This window comes from Pedobacter nutrimenti (assembly GCF_032678445.1).
Classification (GTDB): Bacteria; Bacteroidota; Bacteroidia; order Sphingobacteriales; family Sphingobacteriaceae; genus Pedobacter; species Pedobacter nutrimenti_A.
The window spans coordinates 55,965-69,302 of sequence record NZ_JAVTSQ010000010.1 but is presented as its reverse complement, the minus strand read 5'-3'; the positions used below and the strand labels follow the sequence as shown (position 1 = coordinate 69,302).

The window sequence follows — 13,338 nt, the reverse complement described above, 5'->3', positions numbered from 1 at the left end:
TCGATCTAAACCATTTCTGTTTTCATTTGTTAAGAGAGAAACAAAATCTTAAATCTATGAAAAAATTATTTTATCTATTGTCCTTCTCTGCAGCTGCATTTGCGTTTCAGGGATGCGGAAATGGCAACCACGATGCTAAAGATACGGCCGACAGTTTAAACAAAGTAAAAGACACCACCTCAAATGCTGCAATGACTGGCGGAATTGCTGTGGATAAATCGGATGCTGAATTCTCTACTAAAGCAGCAGCCGGAGGTATGGCAGAAGTAGAGCTTGGAAAATTAGCCTTAAGTAAAAGCAGCAATGCTAAAATCAAAGAATTTGCGACCATGATGGTCAACGACCACGGTAAAGCGAATGAAGAACTGAAAGCTATTGCTAAAATGAAAAACATCACTCTACCCGGCACTTTAGATGCAGATCACCAGAAAAAAATGGACGACCTGAATAAAAAATCAGGTGCTGACTTTGATAAAGATTATGTTCAGACCATGATAGATGGCCACAAATCTACGCTTAAACTCATGCAGGACGAAGCTAAGGACGGAAAAGATGCAGATCTTAAAGCATTCGCCTCCAAAACAGCTCCTATTGTTCAGTCCCATTTGGATATGATCAATAAAATTCATGATGGTATGAAATAAGAATATTTTTAAAATTTACTGAGGTTTAAATAACCTCAGTAAATTTTAAAAATATTATACTTGAAATATTACAAAAAATCCACTCCAAGATTTGACAGCTCATTCAACACTACATGTTTTCTAACGAACTGTTCCGGTTTTTCAAACCACTAATTGCGATAAAGATCAACAAAATAGCGGCCACAGTATAGCAAGTATACACGACGCCAGTACTGCCATTTGCATGCTTATTCGACACCGAAATTGCTACAAGCGCCCAAATCCCAACTATTCCATATTCACGAAGATTGCGAACCCTGATCATGAATATATTGATCAGTCCTGCAACACAGATCATAACCATCGTCCATATAACACTGGAAATTCCCCAGCCACTCCAGTGGATTTTAATAAGAAAAGTAGCAATATTCGCTATTAAAGCCACAGAAATCCATCCGGAATATAATGCAAACGGCCAAAATACAAAAAGGTACACCTTAAAGGGATGTGCATCTAGTTCCATATGTGTGTTCAAAATAATTTTTAGCAGACAGAACAATAAAAACATCATCAAGAGCACCGATACCCCTATATAGTCCGACAGCCATGCAACAACCCAAAGAGAATTTGCGCAGCAGGAAAGTACAAACCACCATCCAATCTTCAGAAGTACCGAGTCCTCGTCCTTATTTTTAACAATGTCGCGAAAAGAATAAAAAACAAAACCCAATAAACCAATATAAATAAGGCCCCATATAGAAAAGGCATAACCTGCCGGGGTAAAATAATTGAAATATTTATCAGATATCGTTTTCATGGTATTGCCATTCAACATCCCGGCATTTGAAAGGTAATTGACCAAAATAGTGAGAATTAAAGCGACGCTGTTAGCAATAGCGAGTATCTTTTTCATAGGATTTACAGATTAACCGGTTGAACCCGTCAGCAGTATATACAATACCATCAATGTTTTGTTTTCTTTCTTAATCTCAAATTTCTGTCAGGCACAAACAACATATTAGTACAAATATAAACTATATTAGTATATATTTGTATTATATTACAAAACGATTTGATTTAACACACCATTAGAATCAAGCTTCTGAATGCCAAATAATTCGAAACAAAAAACATTACAAATAGCCGTTATCGGTTCTGGATTTGCAGGAATAAGTGCTGCAGCTTACCTGGCTAAAAGAGGTTATCATGTAGATGTTTATGAAAAAAACGCCGAAATTGGAGGCCGGGCACGTCAGCTACAAACAGACAATGGTTACATTTTTGACATGGGGCCAAGTTGGTATTGGATGCCTGAAGTATTCGAAAAGTTCTTCAATGATTTTGGCTATAAAGCAGAAGATTTCTACGAGCTGCAATTACTCGACCCGGGATTCAGTGTAGTTTTTGGTGCAGGCGATGTATTGAACATTCCTGCAAATTTTGAAAAATTGTGCCAGTTATTTGAGTCTATAGAAAGCGGAAGCGCAGAAAATTTGAAGAATTTTTTAGCTGAAGCAGAATATAAGTATAAAATAGGTATGGAAAAACTGGTCTATAAACCAGGGCTATCTATATTTGAATTTGCAGATAAGGATCTGATCAAGGGCCTGTTTAAATTGCAGGTATTTACTTCTTTCAGTTCACATGTAAAAAAACACTTTAAAGATCCCAGGCTTATTGCATTAATGGAGTTCCCGGTATTGTTTCTTGGCGCTATGCCCGAAGATACACCGGCTCTATACAGTCTGATGAACTATGCTGGCCTTAAACTAGGCACCTGGTACCCAAAGGGCGGTTTTGGAAAAGTAATTCAGGCTATGAAAACGGTTGCAGAAAAGCAAGGTGTTCAATTTCACACCAGTGCAGCAGTAACAGGACTAGAGGTACAAGGAAAACACATTATAAAACTAAATACAGAAAAGGGAGTTAAAGCCTATGATGGCGTTATTGCTGCAGCCGATTACCATCACATAGAAGAAAAACTGCTCGGTCACCTACACAGAAATTATTCGGAGCAATATTGGCAAAACAGAGTCCTCGCTCCCTCCTGCCTCATCTTCTACGTTGGAGTAAATACCAAAGTAGACCGCTTAAACCACCATACCTTATTCTTTGATGAAGATTTAAAACAACATTCGCACGAAATATATAAAGATGCCCAATGGCCATCAAAACCCCTGTTCTATGTGTGTTGTCCAAGTATCACCGACCCAACAGTTGCACCAAAGGGTCATGAGAACCTGTTTATTTTAATGCCACTTGCCCCAGATGTAAAAGATCCTGAAACGGTACGGGAGAAATATTTTCGATTGATCATGGATAGACTGGAAGCCTATACAGGAACTTCCATACGGGAGCACCTGGATTATAAAAAGAGCTATTGTGTGAGTGATTTCATTGCAGATTACAACTCCTATAAAGGAAATGCCTACGGATTAGCCAACACTTTGATGCAAACCGCAAATCTAAAACCCTCCTTAAAAAATAAAAAAATAAGCAATCTGTTTTATGCCGGGCAACTTACTGTACCCGGGCCTGGAGTTCCGCCATCTATCATCTCAGGAAATGTCTCAGCGCAACAGCTCATAAAGTACCTAAATCAATAAATCATGAAAGAAATATTTGACAAGTTATCGGCCCAGTGCAGCGAAATGATCACCAAGCGTTACAGTACAAGCTTTTCCTTAGGTATCTATTTTTTAAACGAAAGACTTCGCCAACCCATTTATTCTATTTATGGTTTTGTCAGGCTGGCAGACGAAATTGTAGACAGCTTTCATGATTACAACAAGGCCATTTTACTTTCTAAATTTAAAAGAGATTGTTTTGAGGCCATAGAAGACGGGATCAGTCTCAACCCGGTGCTCAACACCTTTCAACAAGTCGTTAACACCTACCATATAGACAAAGAGCTGATAGAGTTGTTCCTTCAAAGCATGGAAATGGACCTGCAGCAAGAACTGTATACCCCTGAAAAGTACAATCAGTATATCCTCGGTTCTGCCCAGGTGGTCGGATTGATGTGCTTACAGGTCTTCACAGAAGGTGATAGGCAGCAATATGAAAAGTTAAAAGATTCAGCAATGCAATTGGGTTCTGCCTTCCAAAAAGTAAATTTTCTCAGAGATGTAAATGCAGACTACTTTACCTTAAGCCGCAGCTATTTTCCAAATGTGAACTTATCAGCATTTTCTAACACGGAGAAAAAAATCATAGAAGAAGAAATAGAAGCCGAATTTCAACGTGCCATAATTGGAATCAGGCAATTGCCTGCCTCGTCGAGAAATGGCGTCTACCTTGCATATGTCTATTATAAAAAGTTATTTAATAAAATTAAAAGCAGTACGGCCGAAAAAGTCATGTCAGGAAGAATCCGAATTTCCAATGCCCACAAATTTGGTTTGATGTTTGACTCTATCATCAGGTATAAAACAAACACCATATGAAAGGACCTACTTTTTTCCTCCTTCTGCTGTTTGCAACAAAAGTTTGCGCAACAGAACCTGATATGGAAGAAGTAAAAACGCTGTTTGAAGCTTCTGCCTATAGCAGATCTTCTGCAGACCGCCTGTTAAAACTACTCTCCAAAGTAGATCACTCCTCTCCTCCAGTCTTGATTTGCTACAAGGGAGTTGCTGAAATGATGCAGGCCAAATATGGGTTTAACCCAGTCAACAAATTCAGAAGGTTTAAAAGAGGTAAAAATCTGATAGAAGAAGCCATAAAAAAAGAACCAGACAACCCGGAAATCCGTTTTCTGAGATTTATTATCCAAACCAATCTTCCTGCTTTTCTAAATTACAGTGAACATATTAATGAGGATAAAAAGTATTTACTAAGCAACCTTCAAACCACTAAAGACAAAAAACTAAAACAAGACTTCTTAAAATATTTGTCTTCTTCAAAACTGCATTAAAATGAACAGCTGGATTACTTATTTACTCATTACAACAGGTACCTTTATTTTTATGGAGGGAGTTGCCTGGTTTGCACATAAATTTGTGATGCACGGATTGTTATGGATTTTACACAAAGACCATCACCAGAAAAAACCACATTTCTTTGAAAAAAATGATGCCTTCTTTTTAATCTTTGCCACCCCAAGTATTCTGTTGTTTTTTTTTGGAGCCAAGGCAGGATTCAACTGGATGTTTTATATGGGACTGGGCATACTCCTATACGGCATAGCTTATTTTATCATACATGATATCGTAATCCACCAACGCTTCAAATGGTTTTCCAGGAGTAACAATAGCTATATTAAAACCATTAAGAGGGCGCATAAAATGCACCATAAACACTTGGACAGACACCATGGGGAATCCTTCGGGATGTTATTCGCCGCCAGAAAATATTGGCAGCAGAGTCAAAAAAAATGAATATGAAACACTTTGACTATATTATTGCAGGAGGAGGGTGTTCAGGGCGAAGTTTAGCTGTCCGCCTGTTGCCTTACCTCAAGGCTGCCAATAAACAGGTGTTGCTTGTAGACAACATTGTTAAAAAAGCGAACGATAAAACCTGGTGCTTCTGGGAAGAAAAACCGGATCTTTTTGAAGCTGTAGTCTGTAAAAAATGGAAGCATTTATCTTTTTCCAGCTCCTTTACTCATCAGGAATCCGATATATATCCTTACCAATACAAGATGATCCGTTCAGCAGATTTCTATGCCTATACAGACAAAATATTAGCGGGGAATCATCACGTCACAATGTTAACCGGAACTGTAGAAACCCTCTCTACAGAAAATGAAATGGCTTGTTCAGTCATTGATGGAAACCAATACAATTCCGATTATATATTTTCCAGTATTCCTCAGGTTCAAATAAAAAAAACAGAATGTTATCAATATCTGCTGCAGCACTTCCTGGGCTGGGTTATAGAAACAGAAGATACCGTTTTCGATGCTGAACGGGCCACCCTGATGGATTTTAGAACTTCCCAGGAAGCAGGTCCTTCATTCGTTTATGTGCTTCCTCTTACTTCCAGACGCGCTTTGGTAGAATATACCGTCTTTTCTGAACAACTATTAACAGGAAAAGATTATACCGACGCGTTAAAAGAATATATAACACAACAACTACAGTGTAAAAATTATACTATTAAAGAACAGGAATACGGAATAATTCCTATGTCTGATCATCCTGTCCAAGGTCAAAAAGGGCGCGTTATTTATCTCGGCACTGCCGGAGGATTTACAAAAGGCTCTACTGGCTATACCTTTCGTTTTATACAAAAACATACCGCTGCAATCGTTGAACAACTCCTAAAATCCGGAACGCCGAATATTTCCCCCATATTTCCAAAACGATTCAGGACCTATGATGCTACGCTTCTGCATTTATTGGCCAGTGGCCGTGTTTCCGGTGAGGAAATCTTCTCTACGATGTTTCAGAAAAACAAAACAACACAAATTCTAAAATTTCTGGATAATGAAACCACTTTAATCGAAGAACTCCACATTTTTAAAACCTTAAATAAAAAGGAGTTTGCGCGCGCCTTACTGAATCGAACCTTAAAACCTTTTAGAATCTAAATCAAATTATTTACTATTACACCAAAATTCGCCGAATCATGTTATACAATTTAATTAATGAACTGGTTACCCTGGTAAAAACCTATGAAAAGGAATCCGTTCATACGGCACATGATCTCCATACCTTTCGGCATTGGCTCAATCAACATGCTAAAGACAATGATTCAGTTCCGGAACCTGAATGGGAAGGAAAATCGAACGGACGTACTGCAGATAGTGTGATCAATACTTCTCTGGTACATCTGTACAGGTATGCCAAATTGCATGCTAAAGCAGCTATAGCCAATACATCCTTTTCAACCCCCGACGACTTTATTTATTTAATCAGCCTGGTTTCATTTGGCAGTATGACCAAAACTTCGCTCATCAAGCTAAACATTCATGAAAAATCAGCGGGAATACAAATCATTAACCGACTGATCAAAAACGGATTGGTAGAACAACACGCTTTAGATAGCGACAAAAGGAATAAAATGATTCATATCACCCAAAAAGGAAAGGAACTTCTGGATCAAAGCATGCAAAATATTAGAAAAGCCTCCAGCAGCGTTACAGAACCATTATCCTACAGCGAGAAGATGAACCTGATCAGTATACTTTTAAAACTGGAAAAGTTTCACCAGGCCGAATCAAATGGTGCATTTTAATAAAAATCCTTTTCAAGTATATCATTCATACAATGTTCTGCCAAAGCGGTAATTGTTAGAAAAGGATTAACTCCAATGCTGCCAGGAACCAGTGCCCCATCTGTTACATACAAACCCTTATATCCTTTAACACGTCCGTAATTATCCGTTGCTTTACCCAAAGCAATTCCGCCAAGGGGATGATAACATATATCAGCACCAAACCCTTTGTCAAACAGCAAGCCAGCAGGAGTACCACCATTTGCTTCATTCATTTTTTTAACAAAAAACTTTGCATTTTCTATAGTATGCTCAAAATTCTTCATTTCCCAATTGATGCGAATGTCTTTTATACCAGGGTCATAAACAATACTTCCCGGATGGGGGACTTTATTAATGACCAGATATAAAGCTGTATATACTTCCATTCCCATTGGAAGAGGAGAAATTTCAGCAAAAAAAGGATTTTTCTTGTCCTCCCAATGATCAACACCTGCAACAGGTATAGTAGATTGTTTAACTCCGGTACCCAACCCAAAATCAGGATTCTTTTTATCCACCCGGTTAAACAAGGTATTCACCATATTCCGCCCTGTCATGATGTTTCCATTATTCCCCCAAAACTGTCCCACATTTTCCATTCCTGGTAACAATCCAAGAGAAGCCGATTGGAGCAACAATTTAGTTGAGCCAATACTTCCAGCGTTAAGAAAGAGCTTTTTGCAGCAGATCCTTTTCTTTTTGATGACTGTTCCATCTGTATCTGTCACATTTACTCTTACCTCATATTGACCAGAACTGAGTTTTTCAATGGAAACCGCCTGATGCAGATCAAGTATAGTCAATAGTTCAGTTTGCCTTGCTTTATGCAGATATGTTTTGTCTAAGCTTTGTTTGCCATGATTATTGCCATAGATTACTTCCTTTGCCAATGCCGATTTAGGAACTTTCCCCTCCTGCTCCTGTTCCATATACTTAAAACTATAAACATTTGGTACTTTAACCACTTTAAATCCAGCTTTTTGCGCTTCCTTTTCACCTATCCTCGCAAATTTATAATAGGGCGACTGCTTGTAAAATCCCTCAGGAATTTCATTTACCTCAAGTTGCTTTTTGGCCATCGGAAAATATTTTTGCCAGAACAGATCGGCATCTAATTGAGGGAAAATCTCTTTAAAGTAGTCCTTTTTCGGCTGCACAGCCATTCCACCATTCACCAAAGAACCTCCTCCCACGCCCCTTCCTGCATATATTTTTACATGTTCAAAATCCATCCGGTCCAGAACTCCCGTAAATTTCTTATTAAAGTGAGAGATATTCATCATTGGTGCAACCGTTTTTGTACGAAGCCAGGTAGAATTTCTTTTTGGAGTAATCAGATTAGAGAAAGGTTTATACTGACCTGCGTGTTTATCCCAATCCAATCCCATTTCCAGCATAGTCACTTTGTGCCCGGCTTGAGTGAGTCTCAAAGCTGCCACAGCGCCTCCATAACCCGAACCTATAATGAGATGATCTACGTATATGATTTCATTCTCCTCTTCAAATTGAGCAGCTAAAACATCTGAAAACAACAAACCTGCCCCCGCGGTAGCTGATAACCTGATAAAATTTCTTCTCTTCATTATGATGTAACAAGTTTCTTAAAGCGATCTTTTCAAACAAAAGCCCGGCTTAAACCGGGCTCTTTATAATTCCTAACCATTAACGCTACTGAGATCTATTTCGCTAAACGCTGATGGTAGGTTTCGATTTCTTTTAATGCCTCAAGTATACCCGTGCGCTGGCGTTGTAACAACTCAATATGATCCGCATGTGATTGGTAATCTTCCAGTGCCTTGTCATACTTTTCAATCGCGGCTTTTTCTCCGGTTTCTATAGCTCCGAGAATGGAAACATCCTCTTTACTGCTAAGTGCTTGTTTAATGTCAATCCAGGTACGATGCAAAGCACCCAATACTCCACCTTCATCATTGTCAGAGCTTCCACCATGCTGGGCAATATGGTCTTTCAACTCCACAGCATAACCTGCCCGCTGCGCAGCATACTTTAAAAACACTGCTTTCAGCTCAATGCTATCAGTAGCTTCACTTGCAGATTCATAACCTTCTTTTCCATCATTTACAATATTGACCAATCCTTTCAGGTCGCTAATGATCTCATTATTTGTTTCCATAGGTATTTTAGATTTTTGTCCCTACAGAACATCCTCCATCCACTAAAGTTTTGAATAAATTTAATTTACCATGTTAACTTCAGGCCTGCTCAGAAAATTTTTTATTTTGATTATGTGATATACATCATCATTTTCCATGATGCCCTGCATTTAAAAGCTCTGCCCTTACCTCTACCTTTGTTCTATATGGTTAAGTCATTTAAAACCAGGAAGGATTAGCGATGAACAGAACATAGTTCAAGGTAGATTGTTACTCCATATAAGCTAAGAAAATGTCTTAACTGTCATTTTATCATTAAAACAATAAATAATGAAATCAATTACCGCAAAATTCGACAAAATTCTAAATGCTTCCTCAAACGTTGGAAATGTGGATCACGAACCCGATTCAAGTAAAGAACAACAACGCAATACCCCACAAAAATCTATGCCCTTTTCGGATCAGATTGGAAATTATCAGCGTAATATAGGGATTTCTCATAAATCTTATAAAGACAGTAAAGTCTATATCATAGGAAGTGGCATCGCTGGAATGGCTACTGCCTATTATTTCATTCGCGACGGACATATCCCGGCTAAAAACATCATATTCTTAGAACAACTACACATCGATGGAGGATCTCTGGACGGAGCTGGCAATCCAAAAGACGGTTACATTATCCGCGGTGGCCGGGAAATGGACATGACCTATGAGAACCTTTGGGACATATTTCAGGACATTCCTGCGCTGGAATTGCCCGCACCCTATACCGTGTTGGATGAATACCGTTTAGTGAATGACAATGATTCCAATTACTCCAAAGCACGGCTTATTCATAACCAGGGAGAAATCAAAGACTTCAGCAAATTTGGTCTGAACAAATTAGACCAGCTGGCCATCGTTAAACTCTTACTGAAGAAAAAGGAAGACCTGGACGATTTGACCATTGAAGACTATTTTAGCGAGTCCTTTTTAAGCAGCAATTTCTGGACCTTCTGGCGTACTATGTTTGCCTTCGAAAACTGGCACAGCCTGCTCGAATTAAAGCTGTACATGCACCGCTTTCTCCACGCCATAGATGGGCTGAATGACCTCTCCTCACTGGTTTTCCCAAAATACAACCAATACGATACTTTTGTAACACCCTTACGCAATTACCTAAAAGAAAAAGGAGTAAGTATTCAACTCAATACCCTCATTAACGATTTGGACATCCACATCAATACAGAAGGGAAAGTGGTAGAAGGTATGATCACAGAAAAAGACGGTAAAGAAGCAAGGATACAGGTAGGAAAAGAAGATTTTGTAATCGTAACCACCGGATCCATGACCGAAGATACTTTCTATGGGGATAACAAAACAGCCCCTATTATAGAAATTGACAACAGCACCAGTGGAAAAAGCGGAGGCTGGAAACTATGGAAAAACCTTGCAGCTAAATCGGCTGTTTTCGGCAAACCAGAAAAATTCTGCAGCAATATCGAAAAATCATCATGGGAATCGGTCACTTTAACCTGCAGACCTTCCGTACTGGTAGACAAATTAAAAGAATACTGCGTCAATGATCCCTATTCTGGAAAAACAGCTACAGGGGGAATTGTTACCATTACAGATTCAAACTGGTTAATGAGCTTTACCTGTAACAGGCAACCCCATTTTCCAGAACAGCCAGATGATATCCTGGTTCTTTGGGTCTATTCACTATTCATGGACAAAGAAGGTAATTATATCAAAAAGCCAATGCCTAAATGTACAGGAGATGAGATCCTTGCCGAATTGTGTTACCATACAGGTATCATTGATCAACTGGATAATGTAATTAAAAACACCATTGTGCGTACCGCTTTTATGCCATACATTACTTCGATGTTCATGCCAAGAGCCAAAGGTGACCGCCCAAGGGTAGTTCCCGAAGGCTGCAAAAATCTAGGCTTAATTGGGCAGTTCGTAGAAACCAACAATGATGTGGTGTTCACCATGGAAAGTTCTGTGAGAACAGCAAGGATTGCTGTTTATGAGTTATTGAACCTGAATAAACAAGTACCCGATATCAACCCTCTTCAATACGACATCCGTCATTTGCTCAAAGCAGCGAAAACACTGAATGACAATGAATCGTTTTTAGGCGAAGGCATATTGCGTAGGGTATTGAAAGGAACCTATTTTGAGCATATTTTACCCGCAGGAACGGAAGATGCAGAAGAACACGAGTCCTTTTTAGCAGAGCAAGTAAACAGATTCAAAGACTGGATTAAAGGAATAAAAGGTTAATAGAATAAAATTAAATAGCCCCCACTAGCCAAATAACTGGCGGCGTGGGGGTTAAAAATAGGTCTAAAGCATTAAAACTAATTTAACAAAGCACATCATCAGTGAAACTTTTATTTATTCAGCCATTTTCAAATCATCACATCACTACTTATTTGATGACCGCAGCAAACCCACCATTCCTGGCCATCTTCACCGGAAAACGATCGCCAGATTTAACCTCTATGGTTTTCTTTCTGTAGTCCATGGCCTGACGGTCCGCATTGATCCCATCTTCAAAATAAGTCATCGTATAAGTTTTACCCTTCTCCAGAAAATCAAAATTCAACTCCACATTCCGTTCCTTCATTTTGCCATTGGTAATCCCGCCAATAAACCAGGTTTGCCCTTTACGTTTGGCAACCACTGCAACTACTCCAGCCTCGGCTTCCAGTGCTTTAGTTTCATCCCAGGTGGTAGGTACCTGCGTAATAAACTCCGTACAATCCAGATTTCTGTAATATAAAGTCGGGTTATCTGCAAGCATTTGGATCCCACTTTCAAAAACCACAAACAAAGCCATTTGATAAGCACGGGTTCCAATACTTGCCGCATTAGGCCTTTCCGCCTTATATACTTCCGGCTGCATGCTCAGCATGGCGCCAGGTGTATAATCCATTGGGCCAACCGCATTTCGCATAAAAGGCAAATACAAACTGTTGTCAGGAAGCGTACCGCCCATCTGTTCCATTCCCCTCACCCCTTCGTAAGAAATCACATTTGGATACTTGTATTCTAAACCCGAAGGCTTAAAGGCACCATGAAAATCGACCAGCAACTGGTGTTTTGCCGCTTCCTTAGCTACACTTTCATAGTAATTCACCATCCACTGGTCGCTTCTGTCCATAAAATCGATTTTCACCCCTTTAATTCCCCACTCCTGGAAAGTCTTAAATACATCCATATGGTTGTGGACGGTGAGCCAGGTTAGCCACAATACAATTCCCACACCTTTTTCTTTTCCATAACGGATCAGCTCATGGACATCAACCTTTGGATTAGGGGTAAAAGGATCTGTTGTACTTTTAGCCCAACCTTCGTCCATAACGATATATTTCAATCCAAATTTGGCCGCAAAATCTATATAATATTTATAGGTCTCCAGGTTATATCCCGATACAAAATTCACATCAGGACCATAAGGAGCGGCATCATTCCACCATTCCCAGCTGGCTTGTCCTGGCTTGATCCAGCTTGGATCTTTAATCTGAGACGCGGAGGCCAGTTTAAACGTCATTGTATTCTCTATTAATTGTTTGTCGCTAGAGGTAATCACAAAATATCTCCATGGAAAACTCCTTGTGCCTGTTGTTTTGGCAATATAACCAGCTTCCTTCAGGATCTTTTGACTACGGTCTCCATCTTCACCAAACTCCAAAGGTACTTTTGGAAAGGCAGACAGTAAGCCGTTATTTCCAGTCCCTTTAAGGAACATTCCTGGATAGTCAGAAAGATCTGATTCACTGATCAGGATCTTATAGGCTTTCCTTGTGTCTACCAGCATTGGTAAATTCGACATCTTGTCTGTGGCTTTCCAATCTTTTGAATTCACCTGGCTGTAAGCTTCTTCATAGGAGGTTTTAAAACCTCCCGGCTGCTGTACATGGAGTAAATAATCCTCAGAGAAATTCACCACGAAATCTTCGTTTATAACATCAATTTGTCCTTTTTTACGCGTTAAAAACCGATACGCAAGCCCATCATCAAAGGCACGAAATTCTACAGAATAGTCGCCCTTAAAATTCAACACCAGAGAATTGTAAGAATTATTGACCGCATTGAATTTCAAAGGCACATCCGGTTTCAAGACATCTGTTCCATTGCCTTTTTTGATGCTCTGTAGCTTGGGGTTTTGTCCAAGTGTGCCCTCATTTAGTTTTAAGCTCAGATAATTCTTCTGCATCAGGCTTTCCTTATTGATGGCTACAGAATAATAGATTTTATCTGAAAGTGACACTGAAACCTGGATCGTTCCACCAGGAGATTGCAAAGCAATTTGCTTTTCCTGTGCCTGTACGGCAACAGACAGCGAGAGTAAGGTAAACAGGATTAATCTTAATTTGTTCATAAAGTGTTATAGGTTATCATTT

General features: G+C 39.3%; 12 protein-coding genes. 8 read left to right on the top strand and 4 right to left on the bottom strand.

The features are described from left to right. The first annotated feature begins 56 nt into the window (after positions 1-56). Positions 57-644, top strand: coding sequence for a DUF4142 domain-containing protein (locus R2S08_RS18675; protein ID WP_316836551.1), 588 nt, complete (start codon positions 57-59; stop codon positions 642-644). Between the two features lie 109 nt (positions 645-753). Here the strand turns inward: R2S08_RS18675 and R2S08_RS18670 are convergent, their stop codons facing one another. Next, a complete protein-coding gene (locus tag R2S08_RS18670) occupies positions 754-1,536 on the bottom strand; it encodes a hypothetical protein (protein ID WP_316836550.1) in 783 nt (260 codons plus the stop codon). A 193-nt stretch (positions 1,537-1,729) separates the two neighbouring features. Here R2S08_RS18670 and R2S08_RS18665 point away from each other — a divergent pair, with 193 nt between their 5' ends. From R2S08_RS18665 to R2S08_RS18640, 6 genes are read left to right on the top strand one after another with little or no spacing between them, the layout of a single operon-like run. Next, on the top strand, positions 1,730-3,229 hold the full coding sequence (locus R2S08_RS18665; RefSeq protein ID WP_316836549.1) for a phytoene desaturase family protein: 1,500 nt from the start codon (positions 1,730-1,732) through the stop codon (positions 3,227-3,229). 3 nt (positions 3,230-3,232) lie between these two features. Then, positions 3,233-4,069, top strand: a complete 837-nt coding sequence (locus tag R2S08_RS18660) for a phytoene/squalene synthase family protein (protein WP_316836548.1) — start codon at positions 3,233-3,235, stop codon at positions 4,067-4,069. Continuing rightward, positions 4,066-4,539 carry a hypothetical protein gene (locus R2S08_RS18655; protein WP_316836547.1) on the top strand — a complete coding sequence of 158 codons (474 nt, stop codon included), beginning with the start codon at positions 4,066-4,068 and terminating at the stop codon, positions 4,537-4,539. Before R2S08_RS18660 ends, R2S08_RS18655 begins: the two co-directional genes overlap by 4 nt. A gap of 1 nt (position 4,540) precedes the next feature. Then, on the top strand, positions 4,541-5,002 hold the full coding sequence (locus R2S08_RS18650; RefSeq protein WP_316836546.1) for a sterol desaturase family protein: 462 nt from the start codon (positions 4,541-4,543) through the stop codon (positions 5,000-5,002). 2 nt (positions 5,003-5,004) lie between these two features. Beyond that, a complete protein-coding gene (locus tag R2S08_RS18645) occupies positions 5,005-6,159 on the top strand; it encodes a lycopene cyclase family protein (RefSeq protein WP_316836545.1) in 1,155 nt (384 codons plus the stop codon). Between the two features lie 38 nt (positions 6,160-6,197). Continuing rightward, on the top strand, positions 6,198-6,806 hold the full coding sequence (locus R2S08_RS18640) for a MarR family winged helix-turn-helix transcriptional regulator (protein WP_316836544.1): 609 nt from the start codon (positions 6,198-6,200) through the stop codon (positions 6,804-6,806). Here the strand turns inward: R2S08_RS18640 and R2S08_RS18635 are convergent. Both R2S08_RS18635 and R2S08_RS18630 read right to left on the bottom strand, forming a co-directional pair. Then, entirely contained in the window at positions 6,803-8,410 is a 1,608-nt protein-coding gene (locus tag R2S08_RS18635; RefSeq protein WP_316836543.1) for a GMC oxidoreductase, read from the bottom strand. The genes R2S08_RS18640 and R2S08_RS18635 overlap by 4 nt on opposite strands. Before the next feature lie 95 nt (positions 8,411-8,505). Next, entirely contained in the window at positions 8,506-8,961 is a 456-nt protein-coding gene (locus R2S08_RS18630) for a PA2169 family four-helix-bundle protein (protein WP_316836542.1), read from the bottom strand. A gap of 310 nt (positions 8,962-9,271) precedes the next feature. Between R2S08_RS18630 and R2S08_RS18625 the strand changes: the two genes are divergently transcribed. Beyond that, on the top strand, positions 9,272-11,212 hold the full coding sequence (locus R2S08_RS18625; protein WP_316836541.1) for an oleate hydratase: 1,941 nt from the start codon (positions 9,272-9,274) through the stop codon (positions 11,210-11,212). Positions 11,213-11,360: 148 nt separating this feature from the next. Here the strand turns inward: R2S08_RS18625 and R2S08_RS18620 are convergent, their stop codons facing one another. Beyond that, positions 11,361-13,316 carry a glycoside hydrolase family 97 protein gene (locus tag R2S08_RS18620; protein ID WP_316836540.1) on the bottom strand — a complete coding sequence of 652 codons (1,956 nt, stop codon included), beginning with the start codon at positions 13,314-13,316 and terminating at the stop codon, positions 11,361-11,363. Between the last annotated feature and the right edge of the window lie 22 nt (positions 13,317-13,338).